The organism is Nakamurella sp. A5-74 (assembly GCF_040438885.1).
In the GTDB taxonomy this organism is placed as follows: Bacteria; Actinomycetota; Actinomycetes; order Mycobacteriales; family Nakamurellaceae; genus Nakamurella.
In genome coordinates, this window is the sequence record NZ_CP159218.1 from 3986540 (window position 1) to 4009658 (window position 23119).

19 protein-coding genes are annotated in these 23119 nt (G+C 69.3%); 12 read left to right on the plus strand and 7 right to left on the minus strand.

Translation table 11 applies throughout. The features are described from left to right. Positions 1-6: 6 nt before the first annotated feature. Both ABLG96_RS18290 and ABLG96_RS18295 read right to left on the minus strand, forming a co-directional pair. Positions 7-2592: a DUF3516 domain-containing protein gene (locus ABLG96_RS18290; RefSeq protein ID WP_353648748.1), complete on the minus strand. Its 2586-nt coding sequence runs from the start codon at positions 2590-2592 to the stop codon at positions 7-9. Positions 2593-2690: 98 nt separating this feature from the next. After that, positions 2691-3365: a hypothetical protein gene (locus ABLG96_RS18295; RefSeq protein ID WP_353648749.1), complete on the minus strand. Its 675-nt coding sequence runs from the start codon at positions 3363-3365 to the stop codon at positions 2691-2693. A 280-nt stretch (positions 3366-3645) separates the two neighbouring features. On the opposite strand from ABLG96_RS18295, the gene ABLG96_RS18300 reads away from it, so the two are divergent. The 4 genes from ABLG96_RS18300 to ABLG96_RS18315 all read left to right on the plus strand — a co-directional run bounded on the left by ABLG96_RS18300 (position 3646) and on the right by ABLG96_RS18315 (position 9156). After that, positions 3646-5328: a DNA repair helicase XPB gene (locus ABLG96_RS18300; RefSeq protein WP_353648750.1), complete on the plus strand. Its 1683-nt coding sequence runs from the start codon at positions 3646-3648 to the stop codon at positions 5326-5328. A gap of 73 nt (positions 5329-5401) precedes the next feature. After that, on the plus strand, positions 5402-6895 hold the full coding sequence (locus tag ABLG96_RS18305) for a hypothetical protein (protein ID WP_353648751.1): 1494 nt from the start codon (positions 5402-5404) through the stop codon (positions 6893-6895). 121 nt (positions 6896-7016) lie between these two features. Beyond that, positions 7017-7973: an aldo/keto reductase gene (locus ABLG96_RS18310; protein WP_353648752.1), complete on the plus strand. Its 957-nt coding sequence runs from the start codon at positions 7017-7019 to the stop codon at positions 7971-7973. Between the two features lie 229 nt (positions 7974-8202). Beyond that, the gene (locus ABLG96_RS18315) at positions 8203-9156 is read left to right on the plus strand and encodes a hypothetical protein (RefSeq protein ID WP_353648753.1); all 954 of its coding nucleotides are present in this window, start codon (positions 8203-8205) and stop codon (positions 9154-9156) included. A gap of 311 nt (positions 9157-9467) precedes the next feature. Here the strand turns inward: ABLG96_RS18315 and groL are convergent, their stop codons facing one another. Both groL and ABLG96_RS18325 read right to left on the minus strand, forming a co-directional pair. After that, positions 9468-11096: a chaperonin GroEL gene (gene groL, locus ABLG96_RS18320; RefSeq protein ID WP_353648754.1), complete on the minus strand. Its 1629-nt coding sequence runs from the start codon at positions 11094-11096 to the stop codon at positions 9468-9470. A gap of 235 nt (positions 11097-11331) precedes the next feature. Next, positions 11332-12768 (minus strand): protein kinase, encoded by a 1437-nt coding sequence (locus ABLG96_RS18325; protein ID WP_353648755.1) that lies wholly within the window; start codon positions 12766-12768, stop codon positions 11332-11334. Between the two features lie 219 nt (positions 12769-12987). Between ABLG96_RS18325 and ABLG96_RS18330 the strand changes: the two genes are divergently transcribed. The 4 genes from ABLG96_RS18330 (at position 12988) to ABLG96_RS18345 (ending at position 15006) form a co-directional block, all read left to right on the plus strand. Beyond that, on the plus strand, positions 12988-13281 hold the full coding sequence (locus ABLG96_RS18330) for a DUF6199 family natural product biosynthesis protein (protein WP_353648756.1): 294 nt from the start codon (positions 12988-12990) through the stop codon (positions 13279-13281). Further along, positions 13278-13541 (plus strand): DUF6199 family natural product biosynthesis protein, encoded by a 264-nt coding sequence (locus ABLG96_RS18335; protein ID WP_353648757.1) that lies wholly within the window; start codon positions 13278-13280, stop codon positions 13539-13541. Before ABLG96_RS18330 ends, ABLG96_RS18335 begins: the two co-directional genes overlap by 4 nt. Positions 13542-13618: 77 nt before the next feature. Continuing rightward, the gene (locus ABLG96_RS18340) at positions 13619-13945 is read left to right on the plus strand and encodes a hypothetical protein (protein WP_353651580.1); all 327 of its coding nucleotides are present in this window, start codon (positions 13619-13621) and stop codon (positions 13943-13945) included. Beyond that, complete coding sequence (locus tag ABLG96_RS18345) at positions 13945-15006, plus strand: NlpC/P60 family protein (protein WP_353648758.1); 1062 nt, start codon at positions 13945-13947, stop codon at positions 15004-15006. Before ABLG96_RS18340 ends, ABLG96_RS18345 begins: the two co-directional genes overlap by 1 nt. Here the strand turns inward: ABLG96_RS18345 and ABLG96_RS18350 are convergent. Next, the gene (locus ABLG96_RS18350; protein WP_353648759.1) at positions 14984-15121 is read right to left on the minus strand and encodes a hypothetical protein; all 138 of its coding nucleotides are present in this window, start codon (positions 15119-15121) and stop codon (positions 14984-14986) included. The genes ABLG96_RS18345 and ABLG96_RS18350 overlap by 23 nt on opposite strands. Between ABLG96_RS18350 and ABLG96_RS18355 the strand changes: the two genes are divergently transcribed. From ABLG96_RS18355 to ABLG96_RS18365, 3 genes are all read left to right on the plus strand, one after another. After that, positions 15120-16850 (plus strand): Mur ligase family protein, encoded by a 1731-nt coding sequence (locus ABLG96_RS18355; RefSeq protein ID WP_353648760.1) that lies wholly within the window; start codon positions 15120-15122, stop codon positions 16848-16850. The genes ABLG96_RS18350 and ABLG96_RS18355 overlap by 2 nt on opposite strands. Positions 16851-16914: 64 nt before the next feature. Continuing rightward, a complete protein-coding gene (gene glp, locus ABLG96_RS18360; RefSeq protein WP_353648761.1) occupies positions 16915-18120 on the plus strand; it encodes a gephyrin-like molybdotransferase Glp in 1206 nt (401 codons plus the stop codon). A gap of 34 nt (positions 18121-18154) precedes the next feature. After that, positions 18155-18496 carry a DUF6457 domain-containing protein gene (locus ABLG96_RS18365; protein WP_353648762.1) on the plus strand — a complete coding sequence of 114 codons (342 nt, stop codon included), beginning with the start codon at positions 18155-18157 and terminating at the stop codon, positions 18494-18496. A gap of 94 nt (positions 18497-18590) precedes the next feature. Here the strand turns inward: ABLG96_RS18365 and cphA are convergent, their stop codons facing one another. Further along, positions 18591-21347: a cyanophycin synthetase gene (gene cphA / locus ABLG96_RS18370; protein ID WP_353648763.1), complete on the minus strand. Its 2757-nt coding sequence runs from the start codon at positions 21345-21347 to the stop codon at positions 18591-18593. Positions 21348-21612: 265 nt separating this feature from the next. Between cphA and ABLG96_RS18375 the strand changes: the two genes are divergently transcribed. After that, positions 21613-22407, plus strand: coding sequence for a hypothetical protein (locus ABLG96_RS18375; RefSeq protein ID WP_353648764.1), 795 nt, complete (start codon positions 21613-21615; stop codon positions 22405-22407). A gap of 12 nt (positions 22408-22419) precedes the next feature. On the opposite strand, the gene ABLG96_RS18380 is transcribed toward ABLG96_RS18375, so the two are convergent. Next, complete coding sequence (locus ABLG96_RS18380) at positions 22420-22908, minus strand: GNAT family N-acetyltransferase (protein ID WP_353648765.1); 489 nt, start codon at positions 22906-22908, stop codon at positions 22420-22422. Between the last annotated feature and the right edge of the window lie 211 nt (positions 22909-23119).

The window sequence follows — 23119 nt, forward strand, 5'->3', positions numbered from 1 at the left end:
CCGGGATCAGGAGGCGTGTGTCGCCTGCGGCGGTCCCTGCAAGAAAGGGCCGATGTGCAGCACCGCCACCACCGCCTCGCCTTCCTCGTCGGATGCGGCGAGGTCGACGGTGGCCGTGATGCCCCAGTCGCGATCCCCGTCGGGGTCGTCGAACACCTGGCGCACCCGCCACTGCTCCGTGCCGCGGTCGATCGTCAGCAACGCCGCGCTGCGAGCCTGCCCGCCGATCCCCAACTCGTCGTAGTCGTCGTAGTAGGCGTCCATCGCCTCGGCCCACCTGCTGGAGTTGAATCCGGCAGCGGAGTCCATCTCCCCCAACAGATCGAAGGCATCCCTGGCCGCGAGCTCCACCCGGCGGAACAGCGCGTTGCGGACGAGCACGGTGAAGCCCTGGACGTTGGCGGAGATCCCGCGACGAGGAGTCGGCGGACGGATCTCCCCGCCCTGCACGACCGCGTCCTCGGGGTGCGCCAACGCCTCCCACTCGTCCAGCAGGCTCGAGTCGACCCCCCGCACCAGCTCGCCGAGCCAGGCGATCAGGTCGTCGAGCTCCTCGGTCCGGGCAGCGGTCGGGGTCGAGCGCCGCATCGCCCGGAACGCGTCCGTCAGGTATCGCAGCAGCACTCCCTCGGATCGGGTCAGACCGTAGAACGACACGTACTCGTTGAACGTCATCGCGCGCTCGTACAGATCGCGGACCACCGACTTGGGTTGCGGGGTGTACTCGATGACCCACGGATGTCCACGGCGGTAGGTCTCGTACGCGGCGTCGATCAGCTCGGCGAGCGGACGAGGGTGCTCGACGTCCTCGAGCAACTCCATCCGTTCCTCGTACTCGATGCCGTCGGCCTTCATCGTCGCCACCGCTTCGCCGCGGGCCTTGAACCGTTGCGCCGAGAGCACCGTGCCGGGCGAATCGAGGGTGGCCTCGAACAGCGAGACGACATCGAGCGCGTAGGTCTCGGCGTCCCGATCCAACAGCTCGATCGCCGCCAGCGCGAGCGGCGACAACGGCTGGTCGAGGGCGAAATCCTGCGGCAGGTCGACGGTGAGCACGAACCGTCGACCGAACTCGTCGATCTCGTCCAGCCTGCCGACCACCCCTGCGTCCATCAGCGCGCGGCCGATCGCTATGGCGCGCAATAACAATCGGCGTTGCGCCGGACGCGGCTCGTGCGATCCCTCGACCAACCGGCGGATCGCCGACACCACATCCCCCGGTCGCGACAGCAGCGCCAGCACCATGGTCGTCGTCATCTGCAGATGCGGAACGAGCCGCTCCGGCTCGGCCGACACCAGCCGGTCGTACGTCTTCTCGGTCCAGTTGACGAAACCTTCCGGGGGTTTGCGGCGCACCACTCGGCGCCGCTTGACCGGATCGTCGCCGGCCTTGGCCAGCGCCTTCGCGTTCTCGATGTCGTGTTCCGGTGCCAGCACCACGACGTCGCCGGCCGTGTCGTATCCGGCGCGGCCCGCCCGACCGGCGATCTGGTGGAACTCACGGGCCGTCAGGTGTCTGGTCCTGATGCCGTCGTACTTGGCCAGTCCGGTGAACACCACGGTGCGGATCGGCACGTTGATGCCGACGCCGAGCGTGTCGGTCCCGCAGATCACCTTCAGCAGTCCGGCCTGGGCCAACCGTTCGACCAGCCGACGATACTTCGGCAACATACCGGCGTGGTGCACACCGATGCCGTGCCGGACGAGCCTCGACAGGGTTCGGCCGAAGCCCGAGGAGAACCGGAAATCACCGATGACGTCAGCGATCTCGTCCCGCTGTTCCCGGCTGGCGACATTGATGCTGCTGAGCGCCTGCGCACGTTCCAGGGCAGCCGCCTGGGTGAAGTGCACCAGGTACACCGGCGCGCGTTGGGTGTGCAGCAGCTCCTGCAGGTGGTCCTGCAGCGACTCCACGACGTACGAGAAGTGCAGCGGCACAGGGCGTTCCACCCCGTCGAGGGTGGCGACCTCGCGGCCGGTCCGGTCCGCGAGGTCGGCAGCCAGCTCGGTGACGTCCCCGAGAGTCGCGGACATCAAGACGAACTGGGTCTGCGGCAGTTCCAGCAGCGGCACCTGCCAGGCCCATCCCCGCTGCGGATCGCCGTAGTAGTGGAACTCGTCGAGCACGGCGACCCCGACGGCGTTGCGGCCCTCGTGGCCCGGCACCTCCGGGTTCGCAGATCCACCGCTGCGCAGCGCGACCCCTGCGAGGATCTCGGCCGTGCAGCAGATGATCGGGGCGTGCGGGTTGACGGACGAATCGCCGGTGATCATCCCGACGTTGTCGGTGCCGAAGATCTCGACGAGATCGAAGAACTTCTCACTCACCAGCGCCTTGATCGGCGCTGTGTAGTAGGCCCGCTGACCGTCCACCAGTGCGGTGAACAGGGCTGCGGTGGCGATCAGGCTCTTGCCCGAACCGGTGGGTGTCGCGGCAATCACGTGGGCGCCGCCGACGATCTCCAGGAGCGCCTCCTCCTGGTGCGTGTACAGCGGCCGACCCGAGGACGCGGCCCACTCCGCGAACACGTCCAGGACGGAGTCGCGATCGTGCCGCAGTGCGGAAATGCGTTCGGACAGCGCGGAAACCATGGGCGCGCCCCCGTCCCGGTGATCTGCAGCGGACCGATCAGCCCACCCAGGGGGACTCTACCGGTGGCGCGCGACCGCCCGAGAAGTACCGCGCCTGCTCACCGCACCCTTGACAAGCAGACGACCAGCCTGCGCTTGACATACGTGTAGGACAGCGACGGACTCGAGCACACCGAACCGCTCGTGCTGTTCTGGTGCAGGGAGTCCACCCTCACCTCGGTGTTCGAACCGACGTCCGAGCAGGGACCGACCCTGGGAAGAGTGGTCTGTGTCGTCGGTCGGACGTAACACTCCCCCACTTCGAAGTGGGGTCGGAGGCAGACCGTGCTGGTCACCTCGCTCTCGCCGTCGCCCTGATGCCGGACGTACGACAGCTCCAGCCGGTCGCAGCTGACGGACGAACCCGTCTCGGTGACCTCGAACTGCGCCCCCGGGTCGCCGCAGTCAGTCTGCGCCGACTCCGGATTGCCGACGGTGGTCGTTCCCACGACCTCCAGACACGCTCCGACCGGGGCCGCCGTCGGGTCACTCCTGCTGCTCTGGACGAACAGGAACACACCCAACCCCACGACGGCGGCCAGCAGCACCGCGATGAGGATGCGCGGGAACGCCGACCTGCCCGGTACCGGGCCGACGGGTGACCCAAGAGGCGGCGGGAACTGACCGGCGGGCAGGCCGTACAGCCACCCTTGCCGGGGATCCGGATCCGGCTGCGGCGGCTGTCCGCCGGCGCCGTACTGGTGCGGATCGGACGGCCGCTGCGGTGTGGTCACGGTGGCCCTCTCCTGCTCGCCCGTCGCTCGCCGTGAGTCGTCCGTCGCTCGTCGCCAGTCGCACTTCGTCGGTCACCCGTCGTCAGTTGCGCAGACCCACGAGGACCCTAGACGGTGGTACCGCTCGTGCCGTCCGACGGGCAGCAGGTCGATGCGATCATCGGCCGCGCCGACTGCATCTCGTGCTCTTCCGTGCCTGTCGACATTCCGAAGGGGTGGGAATGCCCGACTGTCGGTGCGAGGTTGGACAATGGACGGCACACCACCAGGAGGCCCCTACGTGACCGACGGACCGCTCATCGTCCAGTCCGACAAGACAGTGCTGCTCGAGATCGCCCACCCGGACGCATCGGCGGCGCGGTCCGCGCTGGCTCCGTTCGCGGAGCTGGAACGTTCGCCCGAGCACATCCACACCTACCGCATCACACCCCTCGCGTTGTGGAACGCGGGAGCGGCCGGGCACGACGCCGAGCAGGTGGTCGACGCACTCGTCCGCTGGTCGCGGTTCCCCGTCCCGCAAGCGCTGCTGGTGGACGTGGTCGACACCATGGCACGCTACGGACGACTGATCTTGCGGACCGACCCGGCGCACGGTCTGGTGCTGGTGACGACGGATCGGGCCGTGCTCGAGGAGATCCTGCACAACCGCAAGGTGACACCGATGCTCGGCGCCCGGATCGATCCGGACACCGTGCAGATCCACCCGTCCGAGCGCGGTCGCCTCAAGCAGATCCTGCTCAAGGTCGGCTGGCCGGCGGAGGACGAGGCCGGGTACGTCGACGGAGAGGCACACCCGATCAAGCTGGACACCGCGAACTGGCAGCTGCGCGGCTACCAATCGGACGCCGTCGAGGGTTTCTGGGCGGGCGGATCCGGGGTGGTCGTGTTGCCGTGCGGGGCCGGCAAGACGCTGGTGGGCGCGGCGGCGATGGCCAAGGCGCAGGCGACCACGCTGATCCTGGTCACGAACACCGTCGCCGGGCGGCAGTGGCGGCGCGAGCTGCTGGCCAGGACCTCGCTCACCGAGGAGGAGATCGGCGAGTACTCCGGCGAACGCAAGGAGATCCGCCCCGTCACCATCGCCACGTACCAGATGATGACGCGCCGCAAGGCCGGCGAGTACACCAACCTCGACCTGTTCGACTCCCGCGACTGGGGCCTGGTGATCTACGACGAGGTCCACCTGTTGCCAGCCCCGGTGTTCCGGATGACGGCCGACCTGCAGTCCCGGCGTCGTCTCGGCCTCACCGCCACCCTGGTCCGGGAGGACGGCCGCGAGGGTGACGTGTTCTCGCTGATCGGGCCCAAGCGGTTCGATTCGCCTTGGAAGGACATCGAGTCACAGGGCTGGATCGCGCCGGCGGAGTGCATCGAGGTGCGGGTGACGCCGACCGAGAACGAGCGTCTGCAGTACGCCACCGCTGAGCCGGAGGAGCGGTACAAGCTGGCCGCCACCGTGCGGACAAAGCTGCCCGTGGTGCAGGCCGTGCTCGCCCGTCATCCCGGTGAGCCGGCGCTGGTCATCGGCGCCTACCTCGACCAGCTCGACGAACTGGGTGAAGCGCTGGGAGCGCCGGTGATCCAGGGGTCGACCAAGAACGCCGAGCGGGAGCGGCTGTACGACGCGTTCCGGTCGGGCGAGATCCCGACCCTGGTGGTGTCCAAGGTCGCCAACTTCTCGATCGACCTGCCGGAGGCATCGGTCGCAGTGCAGGTGTCGGGCACCTTCGGTTCCCGCCAGGAGGAGGCACAGCGGCTCGGTCGGCTGCTGCGACCCAAGGCCGACGGCAAGCAGGCGCACTTCTACTCCGTCGTCACCCGGGACACCGTCGACACCGATTACGCCGCCCATCGTCAGCGCTTCCTCGCCGAACAGGGGTATGCATATCGGATCATCGACGCCGACGAGCTGCTGGGTCCGCCGGTGGGCGGGAACGATCCGCTCGAGAACGACCCGAGCTGAGTCCGTTCCCGTCCGACAGCGGGCCGCGCTGACCACGGCCTGTCCGCGGAACGCCGCGCAGTAGGTTGGGGCGGTGATCCGCCGTCCCCGCCTCGCGGCCACGCTGTGCGCTGCCTGCGTGTTCGTGACGGGGTGCACGGGGGCGGACAGCGCGCCGCCGAGCAGCGTGGGCGGCAGCTCCGCATCGGTGGCGTCGTCCGCGCCGTCGTTGGCCTCGGTCGCCGAGACGGTGCCGTCGCTGACGCCCGTCACCGACGCCGGCCTGGTCACCGGGCCCGGGGTGGATGATGCGGCACTGTCGCTGGGCCTGGTGGTCGACGCCGAACGTGACCAGGGCTTCAGCACCGGCGTACGGCTGTGGGCCCGGGCGTTCAACGGCGCGGGCGGGGTCTGCGGACGGACCGTCGAGCTGATCACAGCCTCGTCCGCCCAGCGCGGCGCGGATGCCTACCGGTACCTCGCCGCCAGCAGCCTCGGGCTGATCACGCTGCCGGCCCTGGACGACAAAGCGGACCTCGGCGCGAAGATCGCCGCCGACCGGCTCCCGGCGGTCACCCCGGAGGGCGCGCTGTCGGACCTGGAGACGACCGGCGGACCGATCGTGCTCGGTGCCACCTCCGACATCCTGGCCATCAACACCGCGGCGCACTGGATCGCCGACGGGACGCTCGCACCGGGATCGACGGTCGGTGTCTACCTCGACCTGTCGGACGGTGACCTCGACGCGACGGATGCGGCCGCCGCGCTGCAATGGTGGGCCACCCGCGCCCAGGTCGAGCTCGTCGTGATCCGACCCGGCGAGCAGATCCCGACCGCGGTCAGCGCCATCTATGCACCGGGTTCGGCTGCCGGGGTCGAACAGCTCGTCACCCGGGTGGCTGGCGGCCGCGGGTTGGCCGCCGCGGTGCCGACCGGCCTCGCCACCACGCCGACCGCCCCGGGTGTGCCCAGTGGGGTGCCGACGTCAGGCTCGGGTGGTGTCGGCTCCGCCGGTTCCAGCACGGCTCCCTCCACCACGACCCCCTCCCGCACCGCACCCTCGAGCACAACTCCGGTGACCCGCGGCCCGAGCGGCGCAGGCCCGCGGCCGACGGCCGCCGGCGGTCCGATCGCGATCGCGACCGACGTCGACGGGGTGGGAGATGTACTCCGATCGCCGACAGCGGTCGGAGCGGTCACGGTTGCTTCGGTGACGCCGGCCTACCCGGCGGTGCACCCGATCGGCAGCGCCCTGGCGCAGGCCTTCGCGAGCGCAGGGCTCTCGCCCGGTCTCCGCTCGTTCGAGGGCTACGCGATGGGTGAGGCATGGGGACGGGTGCTGGGCCCGATGTGCGCAGCACGGACGCTGACCCGCTCGGCCAGCACCGCCCAGTGGATCGATCTCGCCCCGGCTGCTGCCGACTCGATCATCGGGCCGACCCAACCGTCCAACCAACTCACCGCCACCCTGCCGAACAGCCGGGTGTCGGCCCTCTCCGTGGTGGATCCGACCCAGGACACCGGAGTGCGACCGCTGACCCTTCTCGAGTCGGCGTCCGACATCGGCGCCTATCGCGCCACGGGCTGAGGCCGATCCGACGGGGTCCGGACGTGATTCATCCCATCCGGCCCGCCGAGCACGCCCGTAGGACGGAACACCAAGCAGGCACGGGAGTTGCACCGGAGGAACCTCCACCGGAAGGAAACACATGAGCACCGCACCGATCGACACCACCTCCAGGGTCACCCTCGGCTCGTCCGACCTCCAGGTCTACCCGCTGAATCTCGGCGGCAACGTTTTCGGCTGGACGGCCGACGAGCAGCAGTCCTTCGAGGTGTTGGACGCCTACACCGCTGCCGGCGGCAACTTCGTCGACACTGCCGATGTCTATTCGGTCTGGGCCGACGGGAACGCCGGCGGCGAGTCGGAGGCCGTCATCGGCCGGTGGCTCGCAGCTCGGGGGGTGACCGACCTGGTCGTCGCCACCAAGGTGGGCATGCACCCCGAGTTCAAGGGTCTGACCGCAGAGAACGTGGACCGCGCGGTCGACGCCTCCCTGGGACGCCTCGGAGTCGGTTCCGTGGACCTGTACTACGCCCACGCGGACGACGCGGACGTGGCTATCGACGACATCGCCCGCACGTTCTCCGGCCTCGTCGACAGCGGCCGGATCCGTGCGATCGGGGCGTCCAACTTCAGCGACGAGCGCCTGCAGGGTTGGCTCGACGCGGCGGACCGCGAAGGACTGCACGCGCCGGTCGCCTACCAGCCCAAGTACAACTTGGTCTCCCGGGAGATCGAGCCGACCACCCTGCCGCTGACCCGGGCTGCCGGCATCGCCGTGCTGCCCTACTCCTCGCTCGCCAGCGGTTTCCTGTCCGGCAAGTACCGGGACGGCGCCACCGTCGACAGCGCCCGCGCCGAGGGAGCCGGCAAGCTGCTCGACGACCGCGGCCGCGCCACCCTCGACGCGCTCGACGAGATCGCTGCGTCGCACGACGTCGAGGTCGCTTCGGTCGCCCTGGCCTGGCTGCGGCAGCAGGACGGCGTGACGGCGCCCATCGCCAGTGCCCGCACGGCCCAGCAGCTGCCCGCGTTGATCGCCTCGGTGACGCTGGAGCTGTCGGACTCCGAGCTCACGCAGCTGAGCGCCGCCTCCGCCTGATCGCTGCGGTCCGCTGTCCCCCACTGCGTCGTCGCTGGTGACGAGTGCTGTTGCTGGCTTCAAGGACGCCCTTGAAGCCAGCAACAGCGCGTAACGCCAGCGACGGGACGGTTTCCAGGGTTTGACCGTCACCCTCACGCCCAGCGTCGGCTGTCCACAGGTCGGGCATTCGTCCACATTCCTGGTGAACCGGGGAGCCTTTGGCAGCGTCCCGATACACCCTGCTCCGATGGACTCGTCCCCCGCCATCAGGCCGTTCGACCAACTCATCGCTTCCGGTTGGACTGCAGACGGCCTCAAGCGCGCCGCCCGCAGCGGACAACTGCAGCGGTTGAGACGAGGCGTGTTCCGCGTCGGCCCGGTGCCCGCGGACCGGCAGGTCGGCTACCGCGAACTGGTCATCGCAACCGCGCTCGAGGCCGGTGACCCGCTGGTGAGCCATGTCTCGGCCGCGGCCATATACGACCTGCCACTGGTGGATGCCGACCTGGACTGGGTGCACACCACCTGCGCACGCACAGCCGGCGGTCAGCGCAAGGGCGGCGTCCACCGTCACGTCGGACATCGACTCGACGGCATGCGAAGGATCGACGGGGTGCGCGTCACCAGCCCCGCACGGACCCTGGTCGACCTCGCTCGCACCAGTTCGTGGCGAACCGGCGTATCGGCCATGGACGAGGCCGTGCGCACCGGTCTGGTGGAGCGCAGCGAACTCGCCGAGGAGCTCAGTTCCTGTGGTCGTCAACATGGGCTGCCGCGAGCTCGGGTAGCGCTTCGGTTGGCCGATGGGCGGAGCGAGAGCCCCGGCGAGTCCGTGTCGAAGGTCATCTTCCACGCCGCAGGCATCGCGCTGCCGGTCAGTCAGGTCGAAATCTTCTCCCGTACTGGCAGGTTCCTGGGCCGGTCGGACTTCTGGTTCGAGGGCACCGCGACCATCGGGGAGTTCGACGGCCTGGTCAAGTACGGGCAGATCCCTGACGGCCCAGATGCTCGCACCGCGCTCATCGACGAGAAGCTCCGCGAGGACGCCATCCGGGATGAGGGCGGCATCCTGGCCCGGTGGATCTGGCGGGACCTGTACCGAGCCGACGAGCTGGCCAGCCGCATCCGTCGGGCAATCGAAATCGGGCGACGCTCCGTCGAGTCCGGACATTCGACCCTGACGTTCCGACCCGTCACCTGAGATTTCCGCTGGCGAAACGCGCTGTTGCTGGTAACGAGGGCGTCCCGCCTACCAGCAACAGCCCGTAACACCAGCGGCAACCCGGGTTGCCGAGAGCGCCTGCCTCGATGCCAGCGACAACCCGGAGTGCTCGCCGCCACCCAGCCACACAGCAACGCAGCAGGCCCGCCATCCGAGGATGACGGGCCTGCTGCGAAACGACTGCCGTACTACTGGCGGATCAGAAGGTCAGTGCTGGACTGACTTCTACCTTGCTTCCACTTCGGCCGCCGCTCGCTCGCGCTCGCGACAACGTCCGCTTCAGTCGCAGATCAGAAGTCCATGCCGCCCATGCCACCGTCGCCACCGCCGGCCGGTGCGGCCTTCTCCGGCTTGTCGGCGACGACGACCTCGGTCGTCAGGAACAGCGCGGCGATCGACGCGGCGTTCTGCAGCGCGGAACGCGTCACCTTCGCCGGATCGATGATGCCGGCAGCGACGAGATCCTTGTACTCGCCGGTCGCGGCGTCCAGACCCTGGCCCGCAGGCAGGTTCTTGACCTTGTCCGCGACGACGCCACCCTCGAGGCCGGCGTTGATCGCGATCTGCTTCAGCGGAGCCTCGACGGCGACCCGGACGATGTTGAGGCCGGTGGCCTCGTCACCGACGAGATCGAGCGTGGCCAGAGCCTTGGCAGCGGCCTGCAGCAGGCCGACACCACCGCCGGCGACAATGCCCTCTTCGACAGCCGCCTTGGCGTTGCGGACAGCATCCTCGATGCGGTGCTTGCGCTCCTTGAGCTCGACCTCGGTGGCGGCACCGGCCTTGATGACGGCCACGCCGCCGGCCAGCTTCGCCAGGCGCTCCTGCAGCTTCTCGCGGTCGTAGTCGGAGTCCGACTTCTCGATCTCGGCGCGGATCTGGTTGACCCGTCCCTCGATCTGGGCCGCGTCGCCCGCACCGTCGACGATGGTGGTCTCGTCCTTGGTGACGACGACCTTGCGAGCGGTACCCAGCAGCGAGATGTCGGCGTTGTCGAGCTTGAGGCCGACGTCCTCGCTGATGACCTGGCCACCGGTCAGGATCGCGATGTCCTGCAGCATGGCCTTGCGGCGGTCACCGAAGCCGGGGGCCTTGACGGCGACCGACTTGAAGGTGCCACGGATCTTGTTGACGACCAGGGTCGCCAGCGCTTCGCCGTCGACGTCCTCGGCGATGATCAGCAGCGGCTTGGAGGCCTGCATGATCTTCTCGAGGATCGGCAGCAGGTCCTTGATCGTGGAGATCTTGCCGCTGTAGAGCAGGATGTACGGGTCGTCCAGGATGGCTTCCTGACGCTCGGGGTCGGTCGCGAAGTACAGCGACGTGTAGCCCTTGTCGAAGCGCATGCCCTCCGTCAGCTCCAGCTCGAGGCCGAACGTGTTCGACTCCTCGACGGTGATGACGCCTTCCTTGCCGACCTTGTCCATCGCCTCTGCGATGAGCTCGCCGATCGCGGAGTCGCCACCTGCGGAGATGGTCGCGGTGGCCGCGATCTGCTCCTTGGTCTCGACATCCTTGGCATCGGCGAGGAGCTGCTGCGAGATGGCCTCGACGGCCTTCTCGATGCCCTTCTTGATGCCCATCGGGTTGGCGCCGGCGGCCACGTTGCGCAGGCCCTCTCGGACCATCGCCTGGGCGAGCACGGTGGCGGTGGTGGTGCCGTCACCCGCGACGTCGTCGGTCTTCTTGGCAACTTCCTTGACGAGCTCGGCGCCGATCTTCTCGTACGGATCCTCGAGCTCGATCTCCTTGGCGATCGACACACCATCGTTGGTGATGGTCGGAGCGCCCCACTTCTTCTCCAGAACGACGTTGCGGCCGCGCGGCCCCAAGGTCACCTTGACGGCGTCGGCGAGGATGTTCATCCCGCGCTCGAGACCGCGACGCGCTTCCTCGTCGAATGCGATCAGCTTGGACATGTGTTGGTCAATCCTCCAGTGATCAGCCCCGGTGACGGCCGCCAGATGCGGTCGAGCGGGGATGCCGTGGTTGTCTTCGGATCGGCTCGACGCCCGCGACGGACGGTGGCCCACGACGCACCCATGGGGGCGGGCGCGAGGCACCTCATCTGACCGACCTGGCACTCACGATACGCGAGTGCCAGTTCGAGTTTGGCACTCGATGGGCGAGAGTGCAAGAACAGCAGGGTGCCGTTCAGCCCCGGTTCACGAGGATGACGACGAGCACCGCCAGGGCGGCGAGCAGGGCGACGAGCACGACGATCCATGGCCACGGTCGACGGGTGGAACTCGCGGCCCGGTGACGTTTCGCGGCTCGTTGTCGATCGATCTCTCCCGTGGGGAGCTCGGTGCTCCGACCACCCCAGCTGGGGCCGGCCGGCGCTGCAACCCCCTGCCCGGGCAGGGCGATGCCGTAGGACGGACCACCGGTGAGCTGCGTGGGGGCGGCGACGGATGGACCATCCGGCGTCTGCCTACGCGCCGGGGCCGAGGAGGTCTGCCGAACTGCGGCGCCCGACGAACCCGCGGCCGGTCGATAGATGCGTACCGAGGGGGGCACGTCGACAGGGGAGGCGGCGCGCCCCGCGGCGGACGGCTCGGCACCACCCGATCCGGCACCACCCGATCCGGCACGATCCGATCCGACACCACCCGATCCGGCACGGTCCGATCCGGTCCGCGCCGAGCCGGGGTCCAGGAACGGGTTCGGGGCCGGACGGAACGAGTCGGAGGCGAGGTCACCGGCGGACCTGTCGGCAGCGTCCACGCCGATGGGGCCGGCCACGTTGTCGTCGGAGAGATCGGCGATCGCGCGACGAGCGGCCCCGAGCAGGTCAGCAGCAGTGCCGTAGCGCAGGGTCGGATCGCCGGCCATCCCCCGTGCGATCACCCGATCGATCGCCGAGGGCAGGTCCGTGAGCGCGGAGAGGGAGGGGACCTCGCCCTTGAGATGGCCGGCCACCACCTCCTTGACGGTGCCGACGAACGGCGCACGCCCCGCGAGACAGCTGAACAGCACGCAGCTCAGCGAGTACAGGTCGGAGGAGGGCAGCACGGGATCCCCGCGGAGGTGTTCCGGCGAGGCGTAGGTGGGTGAGCCGAGGAAGTCGCCGGACGCGGTCCGATGACCTGCGGCCCCGCGACGGGTCAGCCCGAAGTCGGCCAGGTAGACGTGTTCCCGACCGATCGACTCGTTGCGGGTGATGAGAATGTTGGCCGGCTTGACGTCCAGGTGCACCAACCCCCTGCCGTGCAGCATGTCCAGCGCCGCCCCGACCTGCCCCAACAGATCCAGCACCCGTCGCTGGCGCAGCGGCCCGTCCACCAGTTCCCGTGCGAGGTCCGTGCCGTCCACCAGCCGCATGGCGATGAACAGCCATGGGTCCGCCTCGCCGAAGTCGTACAGCGGGACGACGTTGACGTGGTCGATCGCCGAAGCGGCCTTCGCCTCCTCGACGAAACGCTGCCGGAACTCCTCGTCGGCGGAGAGGTTCTCGCTGATCACCTTGAGTGCCACCGGCCGATCGAGCCGGGTGTCGATCGCGCGATAGACGGTGCTCATCCCACCGAGACCGAGGATGGACTCGATCTCGTAGTGGCCCAGGCGCTGCCCGGTCAGGTCCGCCGACACCCCACGACCCTAACCGGCGGCCGCAGTCTGCCGAGGGAGCTCGGCCGGGGCCGGCTGCCGGAACTCCGCCATCGGGCGGTGCCGTCCGACTCCTCACGCCCATCGCCGACAGGATCGGGTGGTTCATGCCGCACCCCCACGGGTTCGGTACCGTCCTGCGCAGGCAGCCGCTGCCATCGGACTGGGTCGGCCGAACCGGCCGCGGGGTGGAGGGGATCCATGAACGACGTGTATGCACGCATGGTCGGGGCGCTGCTCGTCGCTCCGGCCACCGGGGGCGATGGCGACGGGCCCACCTGGCCGTTCTTCGTCATCGGACCCATCGTGTTCCTGGTGGCCCTCACGGTGGCCGTCAACCCGCGGTTGCCCTGGAAGCTGAACCGCAGGATGTACAAGAACCCGGACGCGATGGAGCCGAGCAGGGCCGGCGAGTGGGCGATTCGGATCGGCGCCATCATCGGCATGGGGATCGCGACGACCCTGTTCGTGGTCGCGATCGTGAAGCCCTCGTGATCGAGGCACTGGCCCGCGCCGCAGACGCCGCTTCCGCGTCCGGTCCCAACTGGGGGGTAGCCGCCTTCGGCCTGCTCTTCGTGGCGATCTCGGGGACGAACGCGATCAACCCGAAGATGCAGTGGCAGATGTCGAAGTGGACGCGGAAGAATCCGGCGGCGTCGGAGCCGAGTGAGTACGGGCTCCGGATGACCCGCATCGTCAACAGCGTGTTGGTGGTCGTTGGCGTGGGCATCATCATCTTCGCGCTCACCCGCTGATCCGACCCCGCTGTGCAGGACCTGGCTGGGACCGACTCGCCGGCTCCGGCCGAGCCCGGCGCATTCTCTATGGTCAGATCCGGCACCGGAACACCCCAAGAACGACCAACCAGAATGCGGCTGACGGGCCGGCCTGCGACGGTGCGGGCCGACGCCGCCGACGCGGCCCCCAGGGTCGATTCCAGAAGTTCGAGCGGGTGCTGATCCTGTGGTCCCAGCCCACCGGCGCACACCTCATCGGCGGCACCATCCGCAGCTACTTCGAGAACACCGGCTTCGAGGTGAAGTTCGGCTACCCCACCAGCGACGAGCAGGATGAGCCGACGGGCAAGTTCCAGACTTTCGAGCAGGGCACCCTGCACTGGGCGTCGGCCACGAACACCGTCACCTGGACCGGGAAGTGATGAGCCACCTCCTGGACCGCCGCACGCTCCTCTCGCACTCAGCGAAGCTCGCGCTCGCCCTCACTGCCGGCGTCGCCGCCCTCAACATCCCCGCCGTGGTGGCAGCGACCGAGGCCGCCGCCTCGTCTCTCAACGGATCGATCGGTCGGCAGAAGATCATCGACCGGTCCTGGTACCGGTTCAACCAGCGTCCTCGGTACAACCAGGGCGGGTCCCTCGACGGTTTCCGCTCCGACTGCTCCGGCTTCGTCTCCTACGCCTGGAACACCTTGCCGCAGGGCAACAACGGCTGGACGACCTACTCGCTGCCGCAGATCACCCATCGGATCAACCACGACGACCTGCGCGGTGGCGACATCCTGCTGTACGTCGGTGATCCGAACGTCGGCAGCGGGCACGTCCAGATCTTCCTCGGCTGGACCGGCGCGGCGAAGACCCAGTTCCAGATCATGGAACACGGCGGCGGGAACTCCGGCATCGAGCCGCCCGACCTCCAGACCATGTCGTCGATCCCGGGTAACTACTATCCGGCGCGCTACAACAACGTGAACGAGCTCGATCCGTACGGCACGATCCGGGTCAAGTGGCTGGCGGGCGCCACCCGCAGCTGGGTCGGTGAGCCCACTGTCCCCGAGCTCGACTGCAAGCGCGGCGGACGGTTCCAGGACTTCCAGCGCGGCATGATCATCTGGAACCGGGCCGACAACCAGGCCTGGGCCGTCTACGGCACGATCCTGACCGTCTACCGCAACACCGGTTCCGAGGACGTCTGGGGCTTCCCGACCCAGGACGAATTCGACGCGTCGGCATCGCCGACGGGCACCAAGGGCCGCTTCCAGACGTTCGACAACGCGCTGATCCTGTGGTCCCAGCCGACCGGCGCACAGATCATCAGCGGCGACATCCGGAAGTACTTCGAGGCGAACGGGTACGAGGGCACGTTCGGCTACCCGACCAGCGGAGAGATCGCCGAGTCGGGCGGAGTTCGTCAGAACTTCGAACTCGGTGCTCTGCACTGGAAGTCGGCCGATCGATCGGTCAGCTGGACGTCAGGGTCCTGACCTCGCGCCGCCGCGGCTCCGGAGCTGCGCTGCTCGCCTGCACCGGCGGCCGCGCGGCACCGGGGCCGGGTTCGGCGCCGACGGCATCGACCATCTCCACTAGGGTCTGGACCATGGCCGCCCCGTCCGTCGACGCAGCCCCGTCCACCGCATCTCCGGCACACGTCCCCGGCCCGATCGAAGTCCGGTTGCTCACCGGAGCGAACCTGTACTTCACCCGACCGACGGTCAAGCTGACGTTGGATGCGAGCCTCGCCCTGAACGCCGATGCGGACACCGTCGTGCACTGGCAGCAGGCGCTGCGGATGCACGGCGTGCCGGTCGGGATGGCGTCATCGGAGACCCGCGCCGAAGGTGTCGCCGAGATGGCCGCGACCCTGGTCCGGCGGGCTGCCGCCGCCGTCCGCAGCCGGATCCCGGCGGTCGCCCACCCCGCCGACGACGACACCGTCGTGGTGGCCTTCCCGTTCCGCAACACCGGCACCGCACAGGCTTTCGCGGAGGAGGTGGCGCGGGCCTTCGGTGCGATCGCGGCCGGCACCAGGGTGCGCACCGCACTCGCCCGGGTGGCGCCCGCGTTGGCCGGGCACGATCCCGGCGACCGGGTGACGCCGATCCGGCCGCACATCCCGGTGGTCGCCGTCACCGGCACCAACGGCAAGACCACCACCACCAGGCTGATCGCCCACCTGGTGCGCGAGGGGGGCCGGACGCCCGGCTGGTCATCGACCGACGGCATCTTCATCGACGGTGCCTGCGTCGATGACGGCGACTGGTCCGGCCCGGGCGGAGCGGCCAGGGTGCTCGCCGATCCGGCGGTCCAGGTGGCCGTCACCGAGACCGCCCGCGGCGGAATCCTGTTGCGCGGCCTGGGAACTGCGAGCAACGACGTCTCCGTCGTCACCAACATCTCCGCCGACCACCTCGGCCAGCTCGGGGTGCACACCGTCGAGCAGCTCGCCGAGGTGAAGTCGGTGATCGTCCGGGTGACGAAGCCGACCGGATGGTGCGTACTCAACGCCGACGACCCGCTCGTGCTGGGCATGCGCCGCTTCACCCGGGCGCGGCCGTGGTTCTACTCCCCCGACCCCGGCAACCCGGTACTGCACGAGGCTCTCGATGCGGGTGGGCGGGTGATGACCGTCATCGACGGGGAGATGGTGGTGCTGGCCCGCGGCTCCGACCCGGTCCGCATCATCGCGGTGACGGACATCCCACTGACGATGGCAGGCGCGTCCAGGGTCAACATCCAGAACGCGCTCGCCGCCGCCGCCGCCGCGCTGGCGCTCGGTGTCCGGCGTGAGCACGTGCGCGCCGGCCTCCAGACCTTCGCGGCGGACGCCGAGCACAATGCCGGTCGGCTCAACACCTACCTGTTGGGCGACACCGCGATCGTCCTCGACCTGGCCCACAACGAGGCGTCGCTCGACTCACTGCTGGAGGTCACCGACCGCCTGCGGCGACCCGGCGGGACGCTCGCGGTGGTCACCTCGACCGCCGGCGACCGGTCGGACGAGGCGATCCACGCGATGGGCGCCATGGCGGCGACCCGCTCCGACCGGATCGTCATCGCCGGCAAGGCCAAGTACCAGCGAGGTCGCTCGGCGGGCGAGATGGAGCAGGTCTGGGCCTCGGGTGCTGCCGAGGCGGGGGTGACGGACGTCGAGCGCGCCGACGACGAGGTCACTGCCCTGCGGACGCTGCTGGACTCGGCACTCCCGGTCGGGTCGGCGATCGCGGTCTGCACCCTGGAACAACGTTCGGAGATGAGCAGCGAGATCATCCGACGGGGCGGGCACGAAGCAACCCCCGCCGAGATCGCCGCCCGGGTCGGGGCCGGCTGACAGCTCCCGCTGGTGCCCTGATCCCGTTGCGCTGAAAGCCTGTGCCGTCGAAAGGATTGTCCCCGTGCTCAGTGTTGCAGACCACGCCGCTGCCGTGGCAGCGCTGGTCCCCCAGGTCCCCGCCGAGGTCGTCCCCCTCGCGGAGGCCACCGGTCGGGTGCTCGTGGCGGACCTGCGCTCCCCGCTCGACCTCCCGCCCTTCGACAACTCGGCCATGGACGGCTACGCGGTGCGCGCCTCGGACCTCGGCAGTGGCTCCACCGAACTGGCTGTGTCGCAGGACATCCCGGCCGGACGGCTGGACATCGGACCGCTGCTGCCCGGCAGTGCCGCCCGGATCATGACGGGCGCGCCGATGCCCGCGGGTGCCGATGCCGTCGTGCAGGTCGAGTTCACCGACGCCGGCACCGAACGAGTGCTCATCGACACCGGGACGATGACCATCGAGCCGGGCCGACACGTCCGGCCCCGCGGCAGCGACGTCGCCGCCGGCACTGTGGTGCTGGGTGCCGGGATCGTGCTGACACCGCCGCGGATCGGGCTGATCGCCGCCCTCGGAGTCGACCGGGTCAGCGTGGTCGGACGACCCAGGGTGCTGGTGCTGTCGACCGGCGACGAGCTGGTCAGTCCCGGGAAACCATTGCAGGACGGGCAGATCTACGAGTCCAACGCTGCGATGTTGGTGTCGGCACTCGAGGAGATCGGAGCCGTGGCCATCGCCGGCCATGTGGTGGCCGACGACGTCGCCGAGTTCCAGCGGCTGATCGCCGGTGCGGCGGCGGACGCCGATCTGATCGTCACTTCGGGCGGTGTCTCGGCCGGCGCCTACGAGGTGGTCAAGGATGCACTCACCGGCCACGGGGTGGATTTCGTCAAGGTCGCCATGCAACCGGGAATGCCGCAAGGGCTCGGCCGGGTGGCCGTCGGCGAGCGCAGCGTGCCGATCGTCTGTTTCCCGGGCAACCCGGTGTCGACGTTCGTGTCCTTCGAGGTGTTCCTGCGGCCGGCGATCCTCGCGGCGCTCGGTCGGTCAGATCTGGATCGGGTGGTCCGGCACCTACCGCTGCAGTCGCCGCTCACCAGCGTGCTGGGCAAGCGGCAGTACCGGCGCGCGGTGGTCGACCCGCAGTCCGGAACCGTCGCACCGCACGGCGGACCGTCCTCCCACCTGCTCGGCTGGCTGGCCGGTGCGGACAGTCTGCTGGTGATCGAGGAGGACGTCACGGAGCTGCCCGCCGGCGCCCCGGTACAGGTCTGGACACTCTCCTGATGCGGATCCCCGTGCCACCGCTACTGTGGGCGCCGTGAGCGCACTCGACCCCTGGGTACTGGACGTAGCGGCGGCCCTGGGAATCCCGGCCACCGACGTACCCGCCGACCTGCGCGCCGGACTGCTCGACCTGACCCGGGAGATCGAAGAGCTGATCGGACCGTCAGCGGGCCCGATGACCGGTCTGCTGCTCGGGGTCGCCGTGGGCCGCGGAATCGCCCCGAGTGGTGCGGTCGAGACCATCCGCTCGGTGCTCGTCTCGCACCGGGACCAGCACGCGCCCGCGTCCACCGAGCCCCTCGAGCCGGCACCCGGGGCGGACACCTCGGTGCCGTTGGCCAGGGACGCGGCCACCACCGACGATCGATCGCACTGATCCGGACCCTCGGGGCGTCGCCCCGAATTGCTCGTGCCGGCGGTGTCCTGCCACCCGGCGGCCGACGGTCGTCACCCGCGGGTCAGCTCCGCGTTCAGGGAGCGCCCGGACCGTCGTCACTGTCGTCGGACTCGGCACCCGCCTGGGCGACGTGACCGATGGACTGCAGCTCGTCCCAGACGGCCCGCGCACGGTCGACGCACAGCAGTACCAGGTCGCCGGGGTTCGCCCTGGACATCGCCACCTTGGTGGCATCGATCTCGTCCAGCACGACCTCGATCCCCTTGGCGCGGTGTGGATCCGCACCCTCCCTGGCGCCCTGTTCGATCAGTGCCGCCGTTGCGCCCGCCTTGCGGCCACGCAGTGTCACGTCCTCGCGGATGATCATCAGGTCGAAGTGCTTGGCCGCCTCCCGGCCCAGGTCGAGCATGTCCTGGTCCCGACGGTCGCCTGCAGTGGCGATGACACCGATGCGCTGCGGCTTCTCGAAACCGGTGACGTCGTCGAAGAACTTGTCGACGAAATCACCCAGCGCCTTCATGCCGGGCGCGTTGTGGCAGTAGTCGACGATCACCTTGATGCCCTGCACCTCGGTGAGGTTCATCCGGCCGGGCGCCTGGTAGTAGCTGGGGGTGAAGGACCGCAGACCCGCGCGGATGTCGTGCAGCGGAGCGCCGCTGCAGTAGGCGGCGGCAGCGGCGGCCATGGCGTTCTGCACGTTGAACATCGCCTTGCCGTTGAACGTCACCGGCAACAGGTGGGTGTACGCGATCGGCATCCGGCGACGGCCGTGAACCAACACGATCAGGTCGCCGAGTTCACCCTTCTCCAGGATGACTGCCTTGCCGCCGCGGCGGCAGTGGTCGGCGATCTGCCGGTTGTCCGGCTTCACCGAGAACCAGACCACCTCACCTGAGCAGGCCCGGCGCATCTGGGCCACCAGCTCGTCGTCGGCATTGAGCACGGCAGCACCGGAGCGCGGAACCGCTTCCACCACCACCTGTTTCACCTTCGCCAACTGCTCGACCGTGTTGATCCCGCGCAGGCCGAGGTGGTCGGGAGCGACGTTCAACACGACGGCGACGTCGTTGCGCTGGTAGCCGAGACCCTCCCGCAGGATCCCGCCGCGGGCCACCTCGAACACGGCAAAATCGACGCGCGGGTTCTGCAGCACCATCCGGGCGGATCGCGGACCGGAGGCGTCGGAACGGATCACCAGCCGGTCGTCGATCACCACGCCGTCGGTGGAGGTCATGCCGACCTTGCGGCCCATGCCCTTGAAGATGTGGGCGATCATCCGGCTGGTGGTGGTCTTGCCGTTGGTGCCGGTGACGCCGACGATGGGGATCCGGGCCGGCGTCCCCGGCGGGAAGAGCAGGTCCACAACGGGTTTCGCGACGTACTGCGGTTCGCCGATGGTCGGGTGGGTGTGCATCCGGAAGCCCGGCGCGGCGTTCACCTCACAGATGCCGCCGCCGGTCTCGCGGACCGGCTGGGTGATGTCGGGACAGAGGAAGTCGATGCCGGCGATGTCGAGACCGACGACGCGGGCGGCCTCCTCGGCGATGTCGATGTTGTCCGGGTGCGCCTCCCAGGTCCGGTCGATGGAGATCCCGCCGGTGGACATGTTGCCGGTCAACGCGAGCTTCACCATCGACCCGGCCGGCGGTACGTCCTCCATCGAGAAGCCCTGCTCCGCAACGAGTTCGACCGCGGCATCGTTCACCGCGATCCGCGTCAGCACCTTCTCGTGGCCGATCCCGCGGCGTGGATCCGCGTTGGTGATCTCGACCAGTTCGGTGACGCTGTGCGTGCCGTCACCGATGACGTGCGCCGGCACCCGTTCGGCGATCGCCACGATGTTGCCGCCGATCACCAGGCAGCGGTAGTCCTTGCCCGTGATGAACGCCTCGACCAGCACCTGGCCGCGTCGGGACTCGGAGTCCGCGACCGGGTACGCCTTGCGTACCTCCGCCTCGTTCGTCAGGTTGATCACGACACCGCGACCGTGGTTGCCGTCCAACGGCTTCACCACGACCGGATAGCCGATTCGACCGGCAACCCGCACCGCTTCGTCCACATCGCGGACGACGTCCGACTTCGGCACCGGCAGCCCTGCTGCAGCGAGCAATCGGTTGGTGAGCTCCTTGTCGGAAGCGATGTCGACCGCGAGGGAGGATGTCACCGACGTCATGGTCGCCCGGATCCGCCGGGCGTGGACGCCATGTCCGAGCTGTACCAGCGACGCCGAATTCAGCCGCTGCCAAGGGATGTCGCGAGAGATGGCCTCGTCGAGGATTGCCTGGGTGGACGGGCCGAAGGCCACCCGCTGGCTGGTGCGCAGGAAGGTCTCGTGCTCCGCCTCGAAGTCGAATCCCTCCTCCGGCTGGATCAGGTGATTCACCAGCCGCACGGCCAGCTTTCCGGCCAGCATGCCGACCGTCTCGTCGAAGTAGCCGTAGATGATGTTGTAGATCCCGGCCTCTCCGGCCGACCTGGTCTTACCGCGGGTCATCTCGTGACCTGCGGTTCGCTGGATCTCCAACGCGACGTGCTCCGCGACGTGACCGGCCCAGGTTCCCTCGTACAACCGCTCGACGAAGCCACCGTCGCGACCGCGGGAGCACTGGTGGTCATGGATGCCCGGCAGCAGGTCGACCAACTGCTCGGGGAAACCCGGCAGCAGGTTCGTCGGTTCCTGTTCGAGCGCCCCGATGTCGACGACCATGTGGATGCACGGCTCGTAGGAGTGGTAGTTGGGTCCACGCAGGACGCGGGCCTCCTTGATGACGACCGACCGGCGACCACCCGTTCCCTCGTTCCGAACTCCGGACGACTCTTCCACGGGCATCGCGACCTCTCATCCTCCGGCGGAACCGGATCGGCGGGACGTGTGCACGGCAGGACGACCGCCCGGACACATGACGCTGCAGGTGGGCACGATTCTGCCCGTACGTTCCGCCCGACGGTACCGGGAGGTCACCACCCCACGCGCGGTGGCACCCGCCGAGTGGGAACCGCACGTTCGGGACGATCCACGCCGGGTGCGGACCCTGCCCAGCGCGCCGCGGGCCCCCGGGGTTGAGCTATGGGCGCGGCCGTGCCACGGTGCATCCATGAGCACACTCCCCGCAGGGTTGCGGACACCGTTGGTCCGGGTCGGTTCGTACTTCATGGTCGGGCAGGACCAGGAGGCGGCGGCCGCGTCGCTCGGCATCAAAGGTGGCGCGCTCTATTTCCGGGGGCGGATCGGACCGCTCGCGGGAGCCGACAGCGCCCGGGCGGCCGCGGTGTACCGGATCTTCCCGCCGGGGCTGCTGGACCACGTGTTCCGCTCGACGGCCGGCCTCGACGCGGCGACGGCCGCGGCCGCCTACGAACAGGCGGCCGCGCATGCGGCGCAGCGACTGCTCGCGCCGACCTATCGGGACACTCCCGAGCTCGACGAATTGCCGGCGCTCGTCCGCGCCGTACTGGCCGTGGCGCAGCTGCCGGAGATCGACGCCACCACGGTGACGCGGATCTGGCGGGATCGTCGCTGGCCGGCCCTCGACGGTCCGCTCGGCGCCTACTGGGCGTTGGTGCTGTTGCGAGAACTACGTGGCAGCAGGCATTTCCAGGCGTTGGACGCAACGGGGCTGGACACCGGGGCCGCGTCCTGGGCCGACCCGCACGTCGGTCCCGAGGTACTGGCCAGGCGCGGTTGGCGACCGGAGCAGATCGCCGAGCTCGAACAGCTCGCCGGCGTCGTCCCGGACCTCGAGGCGCGCCGCGACGCCGTCGAGGAGGCCACCGATGCGGCCCTGCTGGCCGACCTGCAGGCGGTGCTCACCGCCGAGCAGATCGAGCGGCTCGGGGAGCTGGTCGTCACCGCTGAGAACACGGCAGCGGCGGCCCAGCGATCCCACTGACCGTCCGAGGGGTCAGACGCGGGCGGCGAGGTCCGCCAACGCATCACCCTCGACGCGGTAGGTCGTCCAGTCGTTCATCGGCGCACCGCCGAGTGCGTCGTAGAACTGGATCGACGGGGTGTTCCAGTTGAGCACCGCCCAGCCGAGCCGGCTCCAGCCGCGCCGGACGCACTCGTCCGCCAGCGCCGCCAGCAGCGCCAGGCCGTGGCCGCGGCCGCGCACCGCGGGCCGGACGTACAGGTCCTCCAAGTAGATGCCCGCCGTACCCTCCCAGGTGGAGAAGCTGCGGAACCAGATCGCCGTGCCCACGACGGCTTCTGTGCCGTCTTCCCGGTCGTCCACAGCGACGAAGGCGTTGGCGCTGGGATCATCTCCGAACAACTCCCGCTGCAGGTCTGCGGTCGTGACGTGGCACTCCTCGGGCGCCTTCTCATAGAGCGCCAGCTCCTGGATCAGCTCGACCAGCACGGGGACGTCAGCAGGTGTGGCGGTACGGATCATGGCGTGAGGGTAGCTGTCGTGCTCCACGGCGATCGAGCGAAGAGGTCGAGATCCCGTCAGCAGTCAACCGATCCGGACACGACGGGGTCTCGACACGCTCGTTCCTCGCTGCTCGACCACCGAAACGGGTCGCCCCTTGATCCACAGCAACGTGGAGTCGAGATCCGGTCAGCATTTCTCACCACCCAACGGGATCCCGACGCGCTCCTCG

Bases quoted from the DNA above. Each gene is read 5' to 3' on its own strand.
- ABLG96_RS18345 (WP_353648758.1), top strand. From the start codon at position 13,945: ATGAGCCACCTCCTGGACCGCCGCACGCTCCTCTCGCACTCAGCGAAG.
- cphA (WP_353648763.1), bottom strand. From the start codon at position 21,347: ATGCCCGTGGAAGAGTCGTCCGGAGTTCGGAACGAGGGAACGGGTGGT.
- ABLG96_RS18290 (WP_353648748.1), bottom strand. From the start codon at position 2,592: ATGGTTTCCGCGCTGTCCGAACGCATTTCCGCACTGCGGCACGATCGC.
- ABLG96_RS18310 (WP_353648752.1), top strand. From the start codon at position 7,017: ATGAGCACCGCACCGATCGACACCACCTCCAGGGTCACCCTCGGCTCG.
- ABLG96_RS18330 (WP_353648756.1), top strand. From the start codon at position 12,988: ATGAACGACGTGTATGCACGCATGGTCGGGGCGCTGCTCGTCGCTCCG.
- ABLG96_RS18355 (WP_353648760.1), top strand. From the start codon at position 15,120: ATGGCCGCCCCGTCCGTCGACGCAGCCCCGTCCACCGCATCTCCGGCA.
- ABLG96_RS18350 (WP_353648759.1), bottom strand. From the start codon at position 15,121: ATGGTCCAGACCCTAGTGGAGATGGTCGATGCCGTCGGCGCCGAACCC.
- groL (WP_353648754.1), bottom strand. From the start codon at position 11,096: ATGTCCAAGCTGATCGCATTCGACGAGGAAGCGCGTCGCGGTCTCGAG.
- ABLG96_RS18375 (WP_353648764.1), top strand. From the start codon at position 21,613: ATGAGCACACTCCCCGCAGGGTTGCGGACACCGTTGGTCCGGGTCGGT.
- ABLG96_RS18315 (WP_353648753.1), top strand. From the start codon at position 8,203: ATGGACTCGTCCCCCGCCATCAGGCCGTTCGACCAACTCATCGCTTCC.
- ABLG96_RS18380 (WP_353648765.1), bottom strand. From the start codon at position 22,908: ATGATCCGTACCGCCACACCTGCTGACGTCCCCGTGCTGGTCGAGCTG.